The following is a 19,164-nucleotide window of genomic DNA, read 5'->3' as shown; positions in this document are numbered from 1 at the left end:
AGGTGGCTCTCGCCACCTTGATACAATACGTGTTTTTACCGCGTAATTAAATAATTAATCTGAGCGGCGGCGTCTGTATAGCGCTATACCAGCACCAATGCTCATGATAAATAGAATACCTGGTTCACTTACTTTAGGTGGTGGCTCTTTGATGCTTTTGAGTGTGTTAAATTGAACACCGGAAATCTTAAATGCGTCGTTATAGTCTTTACCGCCTATATCGCCAAACGCTTTATTATAAGCGCCAACAAGCCAATAGTTGGAATAAGTGGTTTCAAAACCGGTCAACTGCACGGTGCCATCATACTGTCCGCCGACAATGTTAAAAGAATTAGACACAGCGTTCAGCGTGGTTTCGTTTGACACTAGTTTGTCCCAGGAATCGCTTGTAAGTGCACTCGCGTTATTTAACGAAACAACCGACACCTGTTGGTCATCCCCGTTGTTCCAACCAAAGTCGATGTCGGTTAGGTTCACCCCTTCGTCAAAAGAAAACAACAGATATTCAAAGGTTCTGAACTTGTCAACGGTCTTATTCCAACCTCCATTTCGAGAGTTTATAGTAACTTCTTTGAAATTATCAATGGTTTGATGCTCACCGGTTGCCTCAGCATCATTTTTAACCGCGTAGCCCCAGTCGGTAACAAATGCTGTTTCTGCAGTATCTATCGTATTTGTCTCTGTTAGGCTTTTTGAGTCGCGATCCCAATAACAGTTTTTGTAACCACACTTCACAGACCATTCTTCAGTGGTTTGATATTCGGAGTAAGAAAACGAAGAAATTGAGACATTTACGTCATTAATATTGATTGCATTACCGCTGGTAACGTCACTAACGTTTTGCGACATTAGGTCGTAACTATATTCATTCACTAGGCTGTCAATTGACGCTTGCGCTGAGAATGACGTAAGGGCTAATGCCCCTAACGTTAGAAGAACTTTTTTCATAATAAACCCGTACAACCGAAAACTAAGTGGCAATTCACTTTTCTTAAAAATAAGCTGATTGTGGTCAAGCATATTTCATGCCTGTTTTTAATTCATTGATTTTTTTGTGGTTTTTTTGTCAGTATGGCTAAATAGTAAAAAATTCTGACAGACCGTTTTAATAAAAGTTAGCCGCCAGTATAGTCAACCGATAAAGACAGCTCTGTTAGCTAATGCTTGCGCAAGTTACACCCAATAAAACGCCCATTATACGTTTTGGATGAGTCAATACCACTTTTTATTGATTAATTGTTCGAAAACTGATGCGCGCTATATTGTGCAAGATAACGATAAAAATCTAATTGATTCTTATGTTGAGATTTTCCACATTCGTTTATGTGGCGGTATTTGCATTTGTAGTAAAGAAATTGAAATCTGGTCTGCGGTTTGCTTGTGAAAATAGAAAATAAAAAACAAAAGCGCGGCCTACTTCGCTATGCGTTGTCGCATAACTGTGAAATAATTCATAAAGTCAAAGATAAAGAAGTACGAGGACATATGTCTGATCAAAAACGTAAAGGGATATACTTACTTCCCAATTTATTAACAACAGCAGGGTTGTTTTCTGGTTTCTTTGCTGTGGTTTCGTCAATGAACGGCAGGTTCGAAGCTGCGGCAGTGGCAATTTTTGTAGCGATGATTTTTGATGGCTTAGATGGGCGTGTTGCAAGAATGACGAATACGCAAAGTGACTTTGGTGCTGAGTATGACTCTATGGCCGATATGGTGTCATTTGGCATGGCACCGGCGCTTGTTGCTTATAATTGGGGATTAACAGGACTGGGCAAATTGGGATGGTTAGCAGCTTTCGTATATGTTGCAGGTGCAGCACTTCGCCTAGCTCGCTTCAATACGCAGGTGGGAATTGCTGATAAACGTTTCTTTCAAGGGCTTGCCAGTCCAGCTGCAGCAGCGGTTGTTTCTGGGCTAGTTTGGGTAGGCGTGGAATATGATGCTGTAGGTACAGACTACGGTTTGATTGTTGCTGCAGTAACTGGCCTAGCGGGATTACTTATGGTGAGCAATTTTAAATACAATTCGTTTAAAGAAGTGAACTGGCACGGAAAGGTTCCTTTTGTAGGTCTTCTTTTAGTCCTGCTTATATTTGTTGTTGTTGCGACAGAGCCCGCTTTAGTATTGTTCCTTGTGTTTGCGTTATATGCATTAGCTGGACCAATCAATACGTTTCGTACGGTTGATAAGGTGACACTAGATGATGTAGTGGGCGATCACGAGGAAGACGCAGACTTTAATGCTGAAAATAAAAAGCATAATGAAGGCGCGGATAAGGCACAGGATTAATTACACCGAAACCCGTGTATGTTTAGGCGCAATAAAGAAACAAATTGTCCCTTTTGAGTAAGATGAAGAAGGGTATATTAACCAAATTGCATGCTAAATGAGCATATAGTTTAAAAAGCGACCGAACGGTCGCTTTTTTTATATTTATCCTAAAAAGGGTGTTGACGATGTTTCAGGAATGCGTAAAATGCGCGCCTCCTCAACAGGGAACAGCAAAACGCTAACAACTGATGAGGGTGTCAAAAACCAAGTTTAAAAATAAATAAACAAAAGTTATTGACAAAAAAAAGATGCGCTGTAAGATACGCATCCGCTTCGGGAGAGGCAGCTAGCAAAAAGCTAGTAACGTTCTTTAAAAATTTAGACAAGACAATCTGTGTGGGCACTCGTTAAGAGTGTCACAACGACGATTCATATTTCGATATATTTAATTGAAGAGTTTGATCATGGCTCAGATTGAACGCTGGCGGCAGGCCTAACACATGCAAGTCGAACGGTAACATTTCTAGCTTGCTAGAAGATGACGAGTGGCGGACGGGTGAGTAATGCTTGGGAACTTGCCTTTGCGAGGGGGATAACAGTTGGAAACGACTGCTAATACCGCATAATGTCTACGGACCAAACGGGGCTTCGGCTCCGGCGCAAAGAGAGGCCCAAGTGAGATTAGCTAGTTGGTAAGGTAACGGCTTACCAAGGCGACGATCTCTAGCTGTTCTGAGAGGAAGATCAGCCACACTGGGACTGAGACACGGCCCAGACTCCTACGGGAGGCAGCAGTGGGGAATATTGCACAATGGGGGAAACCCTGATGCAGCCATGCCGCGTGTGTGAAGAAGGCCTTCGGGTTGTAAAGCACTTTCAGTTGTGAGGAAAAGTTAGTAGTTAATACCTGCTAGCCGTGACGTTAACAACAGAAGAAGCACCGGCTAACTCCGTGCCAGCAGCCGCGGTAATACGGAGGGTGCGAGCGTTAATCGGAATTACTGGGCGTAAAGCGCACGCAGGCGGTTTGTTAAGCTAGATGTGAAAGCCCCGGGCTCAACCTGGGATGGTCATTTAGAACTGGCAGACTAGAGTCTTGGAGAGGGGAGTGGAATTCCAGGTGTAGCGGTGAAATGCGTAGATATCTGGAGGAACATCAGTGGCGAAGGCGACTCCCTGGCCAAAGACTGACGCTCATGTGCGAAAGTGTGGGTAGCGAACAGGATTAGATACCCTGGTAGTCCACACCGTAAACGCTGTCTACTAGCTGTGTGTGCCTTTAAGGCTGTGCGTAGCGAAGCTAACGCGATAAGTAGACCGCCTGGGGAGTACGGCCGCAAGGTTAAAACTCAAATGAATTGACGGGGGCCCGCACAAGCGGTGGAGCATGTGGTTTAATTCGATGCAACGCGAAGAACCTTACCTACACTTGACATGCAGAGAACTTTCCAGAGATGGATTGGTGCCTTCGGGAACTCTGACACAGGTGCTGCATGGCTGTCGTCAGCTCGTGTCGTGAGATGTTGGGTTAAGTCCCGCAACGAGCGCAACCCTTGTCCTTAGTTGCCAGCCTTAAGTTGGGCACTCTAAGGAGACTGCCGGTGACAAACCGGAGGAAGGTGGGGACGACGTCAAGTCATCATGGCCCTTACGTGTAGGGCTACACACGTGCTACAATGGCATTTACAGAGGGAAGCGAGACAGTGATGTGGAGCGGACCCCTTAAAGAATGTCGTAGTCCGGATTGGAGTCTGCAACTCGACTCCATGAAGTCGGAATCGCTAGTAATCGCAGGTCAGAATACTGCGGTGAATACGTTCCCGGGCCTTGTACACACCGCCCGTCACACCATGGGAGTGGGATGCAAAAGAAGTAGTTAGTCTAACCTTCGGGAGGACGATTACCACTTTGTGTTTCATGACTGGGGTGAAGTCGTAACAAGGTAACCCTAGGGGAACCTGGGGTTGGATCACCTCCTTACCATTACGTCGAAAGACGCCTTGATGCAGTGCCTACACAGATAGTCTTGTTTAAAATGAAGAACGACACAAGTTTATGGGGCTATAGCTCAGCTGGGAGAGCGCCTGATTTGCATTCAGGAGGTCAGCAGTTCGATCCTGCTTAGCTCCACCATCTACTTGACACTGAGCTTGCATAAGCGAAGTCCCCATGTGAGAGTAGGACACTGCCAGGTCCTATTAAGAAAAACCCGCCTTACGGCGGATTTTTTGCTTTCTGCTCTTTAAGTTTCGTGAGAGTAGGACGGGCTGGCCCTCCAGACTGCCAGGTCCGTTAAGAAGAACCCGCCTTACGGCGGATTTTTTGCATTTGGAAAAGAAAGAAATTGGTATAAAAGTTTTCGGTGAAGTTGGTAGCTGAAACGTTATGTGTTATGAAAATCTACCGAATTGTCTTTAGGTGCTGTAATACTTGTTCATTTATAGCGGTTAGTTTTGCATTTTTAGAACTTGCAGTCCAAACCAGAAGTCTATTAAAAAAGCTTTGCGTGTTATGTAAAGCAGCTAATCCTTTGTTTGTCTTGTACGCTTCTTGCCATGAAGAAAAAGGTGGTTGTGCCGCTACTGTTAGCCACTCACTCCAATAGTCTAGTGTCATAGACTCTCTTAACATTAAATAAACCGTTGCTCGCACCAATCTATCAGGCTCACCATAGTGGTAAAAGTGTATCTCACTTGGATTAATAGCTTGATAAATAGCTTGAGAAAGTGCTTTTAATTGCGGTTCATTAATCGTTTCATTAAGTGATAGTTGAAGTGCTAGATCTGATGCATGTGCAATTTGGTGTACATAACCGATATCTTCACTAAAACCGGTATAATCATCTACGTTTACAAGAGCATCAGTACTGATTTTTAACAATTGTTTTCGTTCATTATTATTTAAAAACGGCGTTTTTCTATCAAAGCGCGCAACTTCCGCTAGCGAGAGAATAATGAACGAATGATGATGAGGTGTATGGGTCTTATCATTAAATGCTCGAACTAGCTCATCATGCACATGTTTAACGTCGTTTAGCGGTAACGTTGCGTCTCGTAAAGACTTGCTAAGCATACTAAATGCAATGCCGTCCCTAATATCAGCTACGTCGGAACTAAGGCAAGCAATTTGCTGATCTAGCGTTAGCGAAGTGCTATTTTTCTCAAGCTTTATATCATTTGGTGAAAGTGGACAATTAGCATACGTCGATTGCGAAAAAGCAAAGCATGCAATTAGTGTCATTAAGGGTTTAATCATATTGTGGTGTCTATTTATAAATGCTTAGGGCGTTGAACGTCATATTTTTGATTCTATACAACATGTTTTTACGTCAAAGGCAGCATTAGTATTTTGTATAGATATATGCACTAGTGTATGACGTTTGGTTTGATGTTTCCTATAGTATCCTTCATATTTTCCATTTGAGTAAAAAGGATATTTCGTAACAAAATGTATATAACCACTACTCCTGACGAAGCAAAGCTTATATAAATAACATTAGAACAATAATAAAAAGAACCTTGCTTGTGAAAATGATTTTTGCCCTAGCTTTTGTTTCGCTCTTCGCGATGTCAAATGAACAGAGCGTCGATAATAAACCTGATGTAATAAAACAACGTGTGGTGCTTGGTGTTGTTGAATTCCCACCACTCGTGATGAAAGACCCCACTACACTGAAGTGCCATGGAGACATTATTGATGCAATCAGCGAACTTCTCACCAAGTTAAACTATGAAGTTAGAGTAGAATGTGCTCCCCCAGCTCGTCTGTTTGAACGAGTTAGAACAGGTGTTGTTGATTTAACAATAAATGTAAAGGGCACTCGCGCTTTAGATGATAATGTTATTTTCTTAGATAAGCCCGTCGTCTTTTTATCTACTTTGTTAGTATCAAACAAAAAACGATTAAACGAGAAATCTGTTGCGGCGGTAAGAGGCTACGACTTTCTTGGTATGCGCAAGGAGTTGCTAGAAGAAGGATACACTTTTTTCGATATGGCCAACGCATCGGAAACTATTCAGCTTTTCGAGATGCATCGCACTGCACATCTTCTCACTTACGAAGCGCCATACATGTTTTATGTAGCTAATAATGGCTCTACAGTGAGCGAACTTCTTGTCTCTCAACGTCGAAATATACCTTCATTTTTAGCTGTCTCTAAAACGAGTGATCAGAAAGACAGTTTAATAACGAACCTTAAGCAAGCAATGATGGATATAAGCAGTTATTCAATTTTAGATTTTTATAAGAAAAATAACTTTTCCATTGAGAATTAGTTTAAAAAAGCAAGATAAAACAATGCTTTAAATGGGAAGGTAAGCAGAAGGTTGAACTCGTAAAAGTAAAGTAACTTTGTATACATACCTAGTGCAGTAATAGTGCAATAAAAGGATGTAAATCGCCATGCAAAGTAACAAAAAACCAGTTAGCAACCCGACCAAACTGTTTAATTACTATCAGAACAGCTCCCTCGCAAGAATGATAAATTTTATCAATGAAGCTATTGTAGTGTTGAACATTGATGGAATTGTAGAAATGTTAAATTCTAACGCTTCTGATTTACTTGGCGCGCGACGAGAGCAGATAATTGGTGAAAATTTTCTCGATTATATAGAAAGCGGTTCCGATAAAAACAGTCTAATCAAACGTTCTCTCAATGCTGGAAAAGAGCGTATCATACAGGTGCCCCCAATCGAAGTTACTTTTCAACACGAGAAATCCGACGATCAATCATTAGACGTTGAACTATCTATTTCTTCCTTACCGGAAGAGTTTTCTTCATCAAATTCGCTATTTCTTTGTATTCTCCGCGACATGACAGTGCATAAAGCTGAATACACCATGCTTAAAAGAAAAGCCGAAACTGATTTTCTTACAGGTTTAGCTAACAGGCACAAATTTTCTTCGTACATGTCGCAACAGTGGACTCACTGCGTGGACAATAATCTTCCAATCAGCCTGTTGATGATTGATATCGATCATTTTAAGCGCTTTAACGATGAATATGGTCATGTAGCCGGCGACCGCTGTCTTAAGCGAATTGGTGATGTGTTGTCTTTGAGCTTGCCGAATAGAGATGCACTTGCCGCTCGCTATGGCGGGGAAGAGTTCGCCATTGTTTTACCGAATTGTCACGCACAGAATGCACAATTATTGGCAATGCGTCTAAAACGCCATCTTGCACAACTGAGTATAAAGCTATTTGCACTTGAAACTGATACTAAGTTAACCGTAAGTATTGGTGTCGCTACGCATCACAATCACAGGTATGCATCTCCTGAATCGTTAATTAACGGCGCAGATACTCTTTTGTACCAAGCTAAAGCGCAAGGGAGAAATCAAATTTGTTATTTGTAGTGGTATTCGCAAAGCCTGAATGGTAAATACGCGCTCAACATCATTACAAAAGTTGAACGCGCAATATCGACGGATAACCGCCATGTTTCTTGGTCTAGTCCATGAGAACGTTAACCTGGTCTGCGATTAATCATCTGTGGATCTGGACTGACAAAAATGCAGTTTAATGGGGCTGTGACTAATTTCATGCAGATATCCTCTTTCGAATGGTCGGAGTCGACAAAAATAATTGTCTGACGATCATTTGAGATACTAAAGGTCAAATCATTATCAGCATCGCCGGAAATGATGGGGCCAACGAAACCAAGCTGTTGCTCGTTTTTAATCAAGGTGTAAGAAATTACTGTGTTAGGTTCTGTTACGACAAGTGTCGATTCAGCCAAGGTAGTGCCTTCAATGTCGGTATAAAATGTGTACGTATGTTTTTCAGGGCTTATTGATACATAGAACTGGACTAATGGAGTAGGTGATGACATTGTTTCTCTCTTATTTGCTAAGTGATTTATAGTTATTGGAGTAAGTGAGTATAGAATTTACGCATTTCGTCTATTTTACTGTAAGGGGGATTTTCTGAATTCAAGCATATAGATGCAACATGTTGTGCATACAGTATGCTGTAGTGTTGACTTTTGTTGGCAACACTATCGTTCAAACTAGACAAATGCGCACAGAGCCGTTCAATTTGCTCGCTATCGTTGTGAAGTTCCTGGTTAATTTTTAAAGTTAGGTACTCATTTCGTGACTGAAGAGAATAAAAATCAGAAACGGGTTCTTGTGACTGCAGTTCTGGCTTAAGCGTTTCGAGCTGATTAATAAGTTCACCGGCGTGTTTCCAGCTGTCTTTAGATTGTAAAAAGCGTATTAGCGTAGAAATAGAGCGATATTCATTTTTATCAGATACTAAGCTAATAAGTTTGGACGTTTCGTCTTCAACGTCTTGTGTGTAAAAGTAAACATGCTTAAGCGTTTTAATATAAACGTCATCGCCTATCCACTCTGTGTTTTTCGGATCTTGTTGCAGCGCTTTTTCTATTAAATATTGTGCTCTATTTATTGAATGTAATGCTTGTTCGTCATTATTTCGCATTAAAAGCAACGTGGCTTGTTTGGTGAGTAACGCCACATAAGTTTGCATAACTGCCGCATTTTCACCATCTTGTTCATACAATAACTGGAGTTGAGAAGCTCCTTCGCGATAGTAACGTTCCGCGCTTTCAAATTCACCTAAATGCAACACCATCGAAGCTAGCCAAGATCGCGTGTCGGCTGAATACAATAATGCTTCTGTATTACTTGGATCGGCTTCTATTACTTTTTCTTTATATTCAAGCGATGCCTGGTAATGCTTGATTGCATTTTCAAAGTCAAACTGCTCAAAGGCAATAGTGCCTACGGAGTTCTCTGCATAAGAAACTTCCATCATGGCTTCAAGACTATTTGGAGCCGCTGCGAGCATAGCTTTACTTGTACTAAGATAACTATCGAAGTATTTTTTTGACTCACTCATAGCACCGTTAATGTAGTGAATTTGACCTAGCCAAAATTGATTTGCGCCATACGCTTTCAGAAGTTGCTGGTTGGTTTGCTGTTCTTTTAGTAATTCTTCAAGACGTATTGATGCTTCGTCGTACGCTTCTTTAGCGGTGTCGATTTCGTCACGATAAAATTTAACTTCGGCCATGGCTTGAACAGACAAAGCGTGCTGAAAACGAAGCTCAAAACTAGCTGATTGTGTATTAAACAAAGTAGTATTTTGAGTTTGTTTAGCGCGTTCGACATATTGCAGCGCTTGTTCACTGATGCCTTCTAATAAGTCCATTCTTTTAACGGTGCGAAGCTTATCTGCAAAATCACCTATCATGAACCCCATTAAGTCTTCTGCTTCTTTTCGTTTGTTTTCTGCTAGCTCACGCGCTTGCTGGCTGTATATAGTAGCAATGGATGAAACAACGAGTAGTACAACCAATGTTGCAGCAGTAACACCTTTTAAAACTTTCCGTCGACTAATACGCTTTTGACTTTGCGCAATAAATTCCCTTTCGCTTTCGTCAAGACGAATATTCGCTAGACTAGTCAACATGATTGCATCGAAAAATGGTTTTCCTTCTGACAATAGAAAAGCGTGGTTTTTGTTATTTACTAACCACAGACTAGTTTGTTCTGCTAACCTTGCTTTCAGAATTAGGCTGTTGTGATGTGTCTCCACCCACTTCTGAACGCGCTCCCACTTTCGCAACACGGCTTCATGGGCAACTTTGAAACTTGCTTTTCCTTTATTTGAGAAAGAAACAAATAAGCGATGCTCGACCATTTGCTTAACTAACTCTCGCTCGTCCTGCGTTTGTAGTGTGTCCCAATGTGCCGTTTTGCTTGTCAATGTGTTACCCGACTGCGTTACATTAACAATAAGAGGAAGGATATTATCTAACGCATTTTTCACGGCGTCAGAAAGACTTTCATAAAGTTGCTCAGCCTTGTGTCCTATAGCCCCTTCAATGCCCCCTAATTCGTTATATGTCTTTACACATAGCTTGTTGTTCGCTCTTTGCAAATATAATTCTTGAAGTGTGTATTGCAGCAATGGAAGACAATTAGGTGCGCGAGATGCATCGGATAGAATGATATCGTCCAGTCGTGAATTTGTGTTCTCATCGAATTCCCAGGCAATATTTGCGGCAACCGCGGGTCGTTTAATAATTTGACTTAACTCGTTCAATGAGGGGGGCGTAACGTCTATATGTGCGCCTTTTCCTTTGTTCTTCATTAATGTTTCGAAGGTAGAAATAAGCGGGTAAAAATCGTTTCTACTGATGAGGAAGGTGAGGAAAAAATTGCTTTGGCTCAGCTGTTCTAAAATACTAAAAAAACGTGATTTGGAAGACGTGGGAATAGACTGATCTGCCAGGTACGCCTCTAGTCGGTCTATGATGATTGCAAAACATGGGAAGTTAACCCCCTGATCTCGTTCTGCAAGCCAATCAGAGACAATTGCTATAACTTTGTCTGCTTCATTTAGCAGCAGTTCAGCAAGTTCTGTTGCACTTAAATTATTAAAGACGTAACTATTTTCATCGCCCCAGTCGATCATATAAGAGGCGAGCTCAACAAAGATAGCAAATTCATTGTTCGAAGATTCTATGTCGGCAACATCGATACTAGCAAAGTCATGCGCATAGATACTGTTTAGCCCTTTATTTCTAAGAAAAAGAGGGAGTACACCTGCATGTATTAATGAACTTTTACCGCATCCACTAGGGCCTAAAATTAATGAGAAAGGCCTTTTTTTGCGAAATAATTCCGCCTTGTGCGAAACAATATCTCTAATTAGCGCGTCTCGACCGAAAAATATTTCACTCTCTTTAGCAGTAAACGCATTTAATCCTACGAATGGGGGATGTTCGGTCCATGTAGATGCTACCGTATTATCTGTGTCGTTCACCAAAAACTGAACGTCAGCGATTATTCGATAACCTCGTTTGCGAACGGTTTCAATATATTGGGGGGCTGTTGCTTTATCGTTTAATGCCCTTCTTAAATGTGTGATTGCTTTATGTACTGGATTGTCACCGGTAGGAGAATCGGGCCAGCATTGTGAAACAATTTCGTCCGCTGAGACTACTTCATTGTTTTTTTGGCATAACAAAAGCAGAACATCCATTGACTTAGGCTCAATGCTTCGCTTTATTTTCCCCAACGTCAATCTATTATTAGACGGTTCGACTTGCCAATCGCCTAAAAAAAATTTTTGTCTCACGCTCTGCCCCAATACACTATTCTTTTTTATTTAATGTGAAATGTTCACTTTTTTTCCTATATTAAGCGCATAATGAGTGAATGAATAAAGAGATAATGTAAAAAAGTTAATATTTCTTGTAATTTTTTTTGTATTGGCAAGGTCTTTTAAAATACACGCGCTTACTGTGCGTCAAACATGACTTATATTATTGAGGGTAAATCAATGAAACAAATCAAAAAATCATCAGTAGCGACAGCATTAGGCGCAGTTGTAATTGGCTCTTTAGCGTCAACGGTTGCAGTAGCAGATGTAAATCCATTTGGTATGCAAGCACTAGAATCTGGTTATAGCCAATTCGCTGCGGAAGGCAAGTGCGGCGAAGGTAAATGCGGTGGCGACAAAGCAGAGAAAGAAGGCAAGTGCGGCGAAGGTAAATGCGGCGGCGACAAGAAAGCTGCAAAAGAAGGCAAGTGCGGCGAAGGTAAATGCGGCGGCGACAAGAAAGCTGCAAAAGAAGGCAAGTGCGGCGAAGGTAAATGCGGTAGCATGTAACCGCCATTCAAAAAACATCGTGTAGCTTGAAACAGAAGGAGGCTACACGAGTTACGCTTAGCAACAAATGGCTGTCGAATGATGGCCATTTTTGTCTAACCATGTACGTTGCTATTGTGCAATCCCATGCGGTAAAAGGGGAAGATATGAATAACATCTGTGGCGCAGGACTTGGTTTTCGTCGGGAAATGCTTAAAGAGCTTTTACCTACATTGCCATCTGAGATCGACTTTTGGGAAGTAGCCCCTGAAAATTGGATCCCACTTGGTGGGAAGTATCAAGAACAATTTCAGCAAGCGTCTTCGCAAGCTTCCTTTACAACGCATGGTTTATCCTTGTCTATCGGAAGTAGCGACAAACTAGATGTCGAATTTGTAAAAACCGTTAAGCGATTCTTGGATGTAAACAATATTGCATTGTACAGCGAGCACTTAAGCTTTTGTTCTGGCAACGGTCATATGTACGATCTGATGCCAATTCCTTTTACTGAAGAAGCGATAAAGCACGTTGTGTCACGAATTGTTCAAGTTCAAGACATTATCGAACGCCCCCTGGTATTAGAAAATGTCTCTTATTACATTGCACCGGGTCAAGAAATGGATGAGCTTGAATTTACCAAGAGCATACTAAAAGAATCGGGTTGCCAAATGCTTCTCGACGTAAACAATGTTTACGTGAACAGTATTAACCATAAATACGATGCGAAAGCCTTTATAAACGGATTGCCCTCAGACAAAATAGTCTATGGACATATTGCTGGTCACTATGATGAAGCTGAGGATTTGAAAGTTGATACTCACGGGGCTGATGTTATTGAGCCCGTTTGGGATTTGTTGGAGCAGGCTTACCTAACTCACGGCGTATTTCCAACGTTACTAGAGCGTGATTTTAATATTCCTCCGTTAAGCGAATTACTGGCTGAAGTTAAGAAAATTAAGCAAATTCAAGCAAAATGCGAAGCCGTTCAAGCATCGAACGTTAAAGGAAGTGTCGCGTGACTCAGTCATTTCAAACTACTCAGAAAGCATTTGTTGATGCGATCAAAGACCCACAGACACTTTGTGATACCGACGCTGACAACATTCGTCGGATGAAAATATATCAATCCCTTTTTTTTAATAATATCGATAATTTCGTCAGTACCGGTTTTCCCGTTTTAAAATCTATTGTGGTAAAACAGTATGGTGAAAAAGGCTGGGAGAGTATTGTTCGTCAGTTTTTTATTGAGCACGAGTGTCGTTCGCCTTATTTTGTAGAAATAAGTAAAGAGTTCGTTGAATACCTATCAACACAGCCAACCTTCGATATTACGCTTCCTGATTTTGCTGCGGAGCTTGCTCACTATGAGTGGCTAGAGCTTGACGTCAGTATCAGAAAAAACGAAGACAACGTTGAATTTTATCAACAAGGAAACAATGTGACCTCCATTAGGGTGTCACCGTATGCCTCGTTGGCGGCATATCAGTTCGAAGTCCATCTAATTGGTGAGGATTATATCCCAGAGCAACCTGCCCAAGAACAGCAGTTCTACGTTGTTTACAGAGACCGTGAGTTTGACGTTCAATTTGCTCATGTTAATCCGGTGACGGCTATTTTAGTCAACACGCTGGAACAAAATGAACTGGGGATGGAAATAGAACAATTAGCTGAGTCGTTGTGCCAACAACTTCCCCAAATTCCTTCAAACGTGCTTATAAATGGTATGAACCAGACCCTCACTGACATGTTACAAAAAGGAATACTGCTTCCAGTATCCTAAGTAACCATTACTATTTACCTGCTTTATATTAAACTTTCGCTAGGATCTGGTCTGAAAGTGAGCGATCGGTCATATTAGCGCTGTCAATCGGGCTTGCTTTCGATTAACATTTAGCACCATTTTTTTGTTCACAAAATTGTTTAGGTAGTGCAAATGGCTGACAATTCAGATTTCAAAGAAGTCTATAACAAGTGGTACTTTCTAGCATCGCTAGTAACTCTAATCGCGTTCCCGTTGATGCATATCATCGCCGGCTGGTTCACCTTCTGGTTATAACGCAGACATTCAAGGCATAATTGTGACTGCAGAATATATTAAATCAGTAGTGAAAACCGTACCTGACTATCCAAAGCCAGGTATTTTATTTAGAGATGTGACCAGCGTTTTAGAAGATCACAAAGCATTTAGTAGCTGTATCTCGTTACTTGTAGAAAAGTATCAAGGTATGGGATTTACCAAGATAGCAGGTACTGAAGCACGCGGGTTCCTTTTTGGTGCGCCATTGGCCATCGAAATGGGCATTGGTTTTGTTCCAGTGAGAAAACCCAACAAACTTCCTCGTGAAGTAGTTAGCGAGAGCTACGAGCTTGAATATGGCATGGATACATTGGAAATCCATAAAGATGCCATTGAACCAGGTGATAAAGTCCTTCTTATTGACGATTTACTTGCAACTGGTGGAACGATAGCCGCTTCTGCGAAACTAATTCGTTCACTAGGCGGTGAAGTAAACCATGCAGGTTTTGTTATTAACTTACCGGACCTAGGTGGCGAAACGAAATTGAGTACGCTTGATATAGAAAGCTACTCTATTTGTGAGTTTGAAGGCGAATAATCGCTATAAAGCATGACTAGCAAAAGGCGAAATACGTAATAATGAGTTATCAGGTACTAGCAAGGAAGTGGCGACCGGGCAAGTTCAGTGAACTTGTGGGTCAGGAACATGTTGTCTCTGCCATTTCAAATGCTTTGGATAACGATCGTCTACACCACGCTTATCTGTTTACAGGTACGCGAGGCGTAGGTAAAACCACCATTGCACGTATTTTTTCAAAAAGCCTTAACTGCGAAGAAGGACAAGGGGCAAACCCTTGCGGTCAATGTAACACCTGTAAAGAGATAGAGCAGGGGAACTACGTTGATTTGTTAGAGATTGACGCTGCATCAAGAACCAAAGTTGAGGATACTCGCGAGCTTCTTGATAATGTGCAATACAAACCAACTCGCGGGCGTTACAAAGTGTACCTTATCGATGAGGTACACATGCTTTCAAAACACAGCTTCAATGCGCTGTTAAAAACGCTGGAAGAACCACCTCCACACGTTAAGTTCTTATTGGCGACCACCGATCCTCAAAAGCTTCCAATAACCATTTTATCCCGTTGCTTGCAATTTAACTTGAAAGCTATGTCTCGGGAGCAGATTGTTGGACAGCTACAGCATATTCTAGAGCATGAACAGCTGCCTTTTGAGCCACAAGCGCTAGCGCTTTTGGCAAGAGCTGCCCAAGGCAGTATGCGTGATGCGCTAAGTTTAACTGACCAAGCTATCGCACAGGGTGGAAATCAAGTGCTGGCATCGGTGGTAACCGATATGCTGGGCCTGATGGATAAGAACCAACTGCTTAAAGTGGTTCATGCTGTGGTAAATAAAAGCCCTGCTGAAGTCCTTCAGCTCGTTAACGACATCGCAGAGCAAGCCCCCGATTATGACAACGTACACAGCGAATTGGCTAGCCTGCTGCACCAAATAGCGCTAACGCAATGGGTGCCTGAAGCCTGTAAGTTAGAAACCACCTCTGCTAAGGCGATATTTCAATTAGCGAAAACGATTCCAGCGGAGCAAGTGCAGTTGCTCTATCAGATTGCACTGCAAGGAAGAAAAGACTTACCGTTTGCTGCTGATGGAAAAAGTGCGTTTGAAATGACATTGATGCGTATGATGTCGTTTGCTCCAAACACCCCCATTGACGACACTACAAGTGAGATTGAAAACGGGAGGAGTGAGCATAGTTTACCTGTCGAACATGCTTCTTCCAGTGGTGGCCCGGGAAACGTCGGTAAGCAGGAGAAAGCGCCGTTAAGCGAAACTTCTGCAACTAAGGAGCAGCAGGAGACACTTTCACATCTATCGGTTGAATCTACCTCTGAACAGACGTCAGAAAATGCGCCCTCTATCCCAGATTCTCCTGCTACATCGATAATTGATGAAGAGCAGCAAGCACAGCCTCAAACGACGACTTTGTTCGAATCGAGGCAAGAGCGAGAACAGACTACCGTTAATGAAAGTGCGTTGCGTGAAGAGAATACTCAGACGACGCAGTTAAATGTAGAGTTAGACGCTACATCGACTCAAGCAACGTTAGTAGGCCGTCATACTGCACTTGGTGATGAATTCGAAAAGCAGGCCCCAGTTTCGCCTATTAGTGAAGGAGTGCCGGTAGAAGACACCGCTGAACAAACAGAAAGCGGTGCTGCTGAGATTAAACCAACGCCTAAGCAAGTCAGCGCGACCCATAATGAAGTAGAACAACATTTCGATGGACCTCCGCTAGATGCATATATGGAAGACATGCCACCTCCGTCTGAAGAGGGTGGAAATGTAGTTGAAGACTTCCATAATGTTGAGAACTTTGTTCCTCATAACGCTGAGAGTTTTCTTAACGCTGATGGCTCTCAACAGGCTGACGGCTCTCATAACTCTGTCGGCTCTCAACAGGCTGATAGCGCTCATAATAACGGCGATCCATTGGCGCAACAAAGCCAAGCACCCTCGTTAACCGCAGAGGAACAGCTTACGTCGACGGCTGATATGTTGGCGCTTCGTCAGAAGCTAAAGCAAAAAAAAGCACAAGACGCTGATGCCAAAAATAACAGCGCAGCGAGTGCTAAAACCGAAAGTGCAAGCGATATTCAGGCGCGTTTTACCCGAAGTAAAGACGAAGCCGCAACTTCTGCGCAAACTACAGGTTTTAATATCAAAAATGCTGATGTCACTACAGAGACGAGCAGCGAGGGTGAAGAAAGCAGCAATACGCCGTGCAGTGACCATGAAGACGTGCTTGGCGACAGTAACCGCTATCAGCAAGACGACACTGGCTTGTTCCAAGATAGTACTGAAGCATTACCCGCAGACACAGAGCAAGGCAGCACGTTAGAAATTGGGCAACCTGGCGCAAACGAAACAAATGACTTTGCGCTTGATGAATTTGAAGAGGACATGCCCTTTTCAAATGACGAAGTAACTACGCAAAAAAGTGAGACATCACAAGTTGAAGATACGCCACCTTGGGCGACAGATGACGAGCCTCAATCCTCTCCTATTGCTGTAGATTCTGGCCACGTGCAAGAAACGTTTAGCGGCAGTACGAATACTGTAGGCTTTCCAGAACAGACGGAAAGCAAAGGTGACTTATCTTTTGCGCGGGATGCACTTAATTTTGATTCGCCATTTAGCAGTACGTATGACGGGCCGTTAAAACCCTATTTAAATGATGGAAATAAACTAACTCACGCCAGTCAAATTGACGAGTGGAGCAACTTGGTTGAGCAAATGCCGGTTGCTGGCTTACTCAAACAATTGGTGCTGCACGCATCATTTTCTCGAGAAGGCAATCAAGTCTCCCTTGAAATTGACCATAGTCAGACGCATCTATTTAATGATAGTGCAAAAAAACAATTAGTTGATGCAATACACCATGGCTTGGGTGAAAACGTAGACGTAAATATCACATTGGGTGAACCAGCATCTACACCTTTTGCGTTACAACAAGAAATTCATGCTATGCGCCATGCGCATGCACACTCGGTGATTGAAACCGACGATACAATTCAAACATTGCTATCGACTTTCGATGCGTCAGTACTAACCGATTCGGTTAAAGCGCGATAGCAGGATTATTAACACCAAAACGAAGCGAGACAAAAATTATGTTTAAAGGTGGAATGGGCAATATCATGAAGCAGGCGCAGCAAATGCAAGAGCGCATGCAAAAAGCGCAAGACGACCTGGCTAAGATTGAAGTGACGGGTGAAGCGGGTGCCGGCATGGTTAAAGTAACCATGACGTGCAACCACAACGTGCGCCGCGTAGACATTGATGAGTCATTAATGGACGACGATAAAGACATGGTTGAAGATTTAGTTGCGGCAGCGTTTAATGACGCGGTACGTCGTGTACAAGAAACAAGCAAAGAGAAAATGGGCGACGTGACTGGCGGAATGCCGTTACCTCCTGGCTTCAAAATGCCGTTTTAGGCTGCCTTATCATTACAGCCCCTGGCTTTTTAAAGTATTCAAGGGGTCAACAAAAGCTCGGCGTTTGTCCGAGCTTTTTTGTTTCTATTTTGAAGAAAAAAGCAGTAAATTGCTTGTTTTCTAAAAGACTCGTTTGTTAGGGCGTATTTATAAGATTAGTAAATAGGCACGGTCCCCAAGAGTGAGTCAACCGGATATCATCAAGTGCAACGTAGCGACAACAATTTAGCGCTTGCGGCTGAACCCAAACAGCAAAATTGATCGAACTTAACAGAGGTTTTTTACAGTGCTAAGGAAAGGCTTAGTTATCACCACGGTTGTTTTGCTTCCTATAGCTACCGTTTTGTTTTTGATAAGTATACATGACCTATTCAAAATGAAAGTGGTTACCGTCGACCCTAAATTAAGGGAAATATCGGGTATAGAATTCGATAAATACAAACGACTGTGGGCAATAAATGATAGCGGCGATGGTCCAGTTTTATATATGTTAAATAAAGAAGGCCGCATTCAACGGCAGGTCACTGTCACCAATGCAAAAAATGTCGACTGGGAAGATATGACGCAAAATAAATTTGGTCATTTCTTTTTGGGTGACTTTGGTAATAATGACAATAATCGTCGATGGTTAACAATTTATAAAATTGAAAATCCGATTGATATTAAAACCGATACTACCGAGGCGGAAATTATTAAGTTTACCTATCCACAAATGAGGAAAGGTAAAGTAAAGCCTCATGAAAAAAATTTCGACTTAGAAGCATTTGTGGAGTTCAACAGGCATCTCTACCTGTTCACCAAAAATCGTACCCAACCATTTGACGGTATTACTAAACTCTATAAGGTGGGCGATCACGCTGCTAATTTTGACGCGCAGTTAATCGGCGAGTTCAAAACTTGTAGAACCCTCGAAAAACTGTGTTGGATAACGTCAGCTGCACTTAGCCCGGATAGAAAAAAGCTGGTGCTTCTTGATTCAACTAGTCTTTGGTTGTTTGAAAACTTTGAATCTGACAACTTTTTTAGCGGCGACGTGTCGCGCATTGACCTAGGCGTAGTTACGCAAAAAGAAGCCGTAACGTTTTATGATAATAATACCCTTGTTTTCACCGATGAAGAGTACAAGGGGTTGGTAGGTGGAAATATTTACGAAGTTAAGCTCGACCAAGCGAAGCGGAACGTGATTAAATATCGCCAAAGTGAAAAACAAAACGAACAGCCTTTAAAGCAGTAAA

General features: G+C 42.2%; 14 protein-coding genes, 1 tRNA gene, 1 rRNA gene and 1 pseudogene. 13 read left to right on the top strand and 4 right to left on the bottom strand.

Features of this window, described 5'->3' with window-relative positions:
* Positions 1-54 precede the first annotated feature (54 nt).
* Positions 55-948, bottom strand: a complete 894-nt coding sequence (gene xdp1, locus BK026_RS07565; protein ID WP_177247892.1) for an exosortase-dependent surface protein XDP1 — start codon at positions 946-948, stop codon at positions 55-57.
* 537 nt (positions 949-1,485) lie between these two features.
* Here xdp1 and pssA point away from each other — a divergent pair.
* The 3 genes from pssA to BK026_RS07550 all read left to right on the top strand — a co-directional run bounded on the left by pssA (position 1,486) and on the right by BK026_RS07550 (position 4,404).
* Complete coding sequence (gene pssA / locus BK026_RS07560) at positions 1,486-2,289, top strand: CDP-diacylglycerol--serine O-phosphatidyltransferase (protein ID WP_071817546.1); 804 nt, start codon at positions 1,486-1,488, stop codon at positions 2,287-2,289.
* 428 nt (positions 2,290-2,717) lie between these two features.
* A 16S ribosomal RNA gene (locus BK026_RS07555) occupies positions 2,718-4,251 on the top strand.
* A gap of 77 nt (positions 4,252-4,328) precedes the next feature.
* Positions 4,329-4,404, top strand: a tRNA-Ala gene (locus BK026_RS07550).
* 267 nt (positions 4,405-4,671) lie between these two features.
* Here the strand turns inward: BK026_RS07550 and BK026_RS07545 are convergent.
* Entirely contained in the window at positions 4,672-5,526 is an 855-nt protein-coding gene (locus BK026_RS07545) for a DUF2785 domain-containing protein (RefSeq protein ID WP_071815300.1), read from the bottom strand.
* Between the two features lie 275 nt (positions 5,527-5,801).
* On the opposite strand from BK026_RS07545, the gene BK026_RS07540 reads away from it, so the two are divergent.
* Both BK026_RS07540 and BK026_RS07535 read left to right on the top strand, forming a co-directional pair.
* Entirely contained in the window at positions 5,802-6,545 is a 744-nt protein-coding gene (locus BK026_RS07540; protein ID WP_071815299.1) for a transporter substrate-binding domain-containing protein, read from the top strand.
* A gap of 127 nt (positions 6,546-6,672) precedes the next feature.
* Positions 6,673-7,626 carry a sensor domain-containing diguanylate cyclase gene (locus BK026_RS07535; protein ID WP_071815298.1) on the top strand — a complete coding sequence of 318 codons (954 nt, stop codon included), beginning with the start codon at positions 6,673-6,675 and terminating at the stop codon, positions 7,624-7,626.
* Between the two features lie 110 nt (positions 7,627-7,736).
* On the opposite strand, the gene BK026_RS07530 is transcribed toward BK026_RS07535, so the two are convergent.
* Positions 7,737-8,102 (bottom strand): DP-EP family protein, encoded by a 366-nt coding sequence (locus tag BK026_RS07530; protein ID WP_071815297.1) that lies wholly within the window; start codon positions 8,100-8,102, stop codon positions 7,737-7,739.
* A 32-nt stretch (positions 8,103-8,134) separates the two neighbouring features.
* Positions 8,135-11,380: a winged helix-turn-helix domain-containing protein gene (locus BK026_RS07525; RefSeq protein ID WP_071815296.1), complete on the bottom strand. Its 3,246-nt coding sequence runs from the start codon at positions 11,378-11,380 to the stop codon at positions 8,135-8,137.
* A 204-nt stretch (positions 11,381-11,584) separates the two neighbouring features.
* Here BK026_RS07525 and BK026_RS07520 point away from each other — a divergent pair.
* The 8 genes and pseudogenes from BK026_RS07520 to BK026_RS07490 all read left to right on the top strand — a co-directional run.
* A pseudogene (locus BK026_RS07520) lies at positions 11,585-11,905 on the top strand (hypothetical protein); the annotation flags it as partial.
* A gap of 155 nt (positions 11,906-12,060) precedes the next feature.
* On the top strand, positions 12,061-12,912 hold the full coding sequence (locus tag BK026_RS07515; protein WP_071815295.1) for a DUF692 domain-containing protein: 852 nt from the start codon (positions 12,061-12,063) through the stop codon (positions 12,910-12,912).
* Complete coding sequence (locus BK026_RS07510) at positions 12,909-13,673, top strand: DUF2063 domain-containing protein (RefSeq protein ID WP_071815294.1); 765 nt, start codon at positions 12,909-12,911, stop codon at positions 13,671-13,673. The genes BK026_RS07515 and BK026_RS07510 overlap by 4 nt, the downstream gene beginning before the upstream one ends.
* Before the next feature lie 153 nt (positions 13,674-13,826).
* The gene (locus BK026_RS19780; RefSeq protein WP_256253717.1) at positions 13,827-13,949 is read left to right on the top strand and encodes a hypothetical protein; all 123 of its coding nucleotides are present in this window, start codon (positions 13,827-13,829) and stop codon (positions 13,947-13,949) included.
* Positions 13,950-13,971: 22 nt separating this feature from the next.
* Positions 13,972-14,508 carry an adenine phosphoribosyltransferase gene (gene apt / locus BK026_RS07505; protein ID WP_039222840.1) on the top strand — a complete coding sequence of 179 codons (537 nt, stop codon included), beginning with the start codon at positions 13,972-13,974 and terminating at the stop codon, positions 14,506-14,508.
* A 41-nt stretch (positions 14,509-14,549) separates the two neighbouring features.
* Positions 14,550-17,564 (top strand): DNA polymerase III subunit gamma/tau, encoded by a 3,015-nt coding sequence (dnaX, locus tag BK026_RS07500; protein ID WP_071815293.1) that lies wholly within the window; start codon positions 14,550-14,552, stop codon positions 17,562-17,564.
* A gap of 38 nt (positions 17,565-17,602) precedes the next feature.
* The gene (locus tag BK026_RS07495) at positions 17,603-17,929 is read left to right on the top strand and encodes a YbaB/EbfC family nucleoid-associated protein (protein WP_014950049.1); all 327 of its coding nucleotides are present in this window, start codon (positions 17,603-17,605) and stop codon (positions 17,927-17,929) included.
* Between the two features lie 286 nt (positions 17,930-18,215).
* Positions 18,216-19,163, top strand: a complete 948-nt coding sequence (locus tag BK026_RS07490; protein ID WP_071815292.1) for a hypothetical protein — start codon at positions 18,216-18,218, stop codon at positions 19,161-19,163.
* Position 19,164: the final 1 nt, after the last annotated feature.

It is taken from the genome of Alteromonas sp. V450 (genome assembly GCF_001885075.1).
Taxonomy (GTDB): Bacteria; Pseudomonadota; Gammaproteobacteria; order Enterobacterales; family Alteromonadaceae; genus Alteromonas.
Note: the sequence above shows the minus strand (reverse complement) of the source record. Positions and strands in the feature narration are given on the sequence as shown.

Coding starts and splice junctions, on each gene's coding strand:
- xdp1 (WP_177247892.1), bottom strand. CDS start 948: ATGAAAAAAGTTCTTCTAACGTTAGGGGCATTAGCCCTTACGTCATTC.
- pssA (WP_071817546.1), top strand. CDS start 1,486: ATGTCTGATCAAAAACGTAAAGGGATATACTTACTTCCCAATTTATTA.
- BK026_RS07545 (WP_071815300.1), bottom strand. CDS start 5,526: ATGATTAAACCCTTAATGACACTAATTGCATGCTTTGCTTTTTCGCAA.
- BK026_RS07540 (WP_071815299.1), top strand. CDS start 5,802: ATGATTTTTGCCCTAGCTTTTGTTTCGCTCTTCGCGATGTCAAATGAA.
- BK026_RS07535 (WP_071815298.1), top strand. CDS start 6,673: ATGCAAAGTAACAAAAAACCAGTTAGCAACCCGACCAAACTGTTTAAT.
- BK026_RS07530 (WP_071815297.1), bottom strand. CDS start 8,102: ATGTCATCACCTACTCCATTAGTCCAGTTCTATGTATCAATAAGCCCT.
- BK026_RS07515 (WP_071815295.1), top strand. CDS start 12,061: ATGAATAACATCTGTGGCGCAGGACTTGGTTTTCGTCGGGAAATGCTT.
- BK026_RS19780 (WP_256253717.1), top strand. CDS start 13,827: ATGGCTGACAATTCAGATTTCAAAGAAGTCTATAACAAGTGGTACTTT.
- dnaX (WP_071815293.1), top strand. CDS start 14,550: ATGAGTTATCAGGTACTAGCAAGGAAGTGGCGACCGGGCAAGTTCAGT.
- BK026_RS07495 (WP_014950049.1), top strand. CDS start 17,603: ATGTTTAAAGGTGGAATGGGCAATATCATGAAGCAGGCGCAGCAAATG.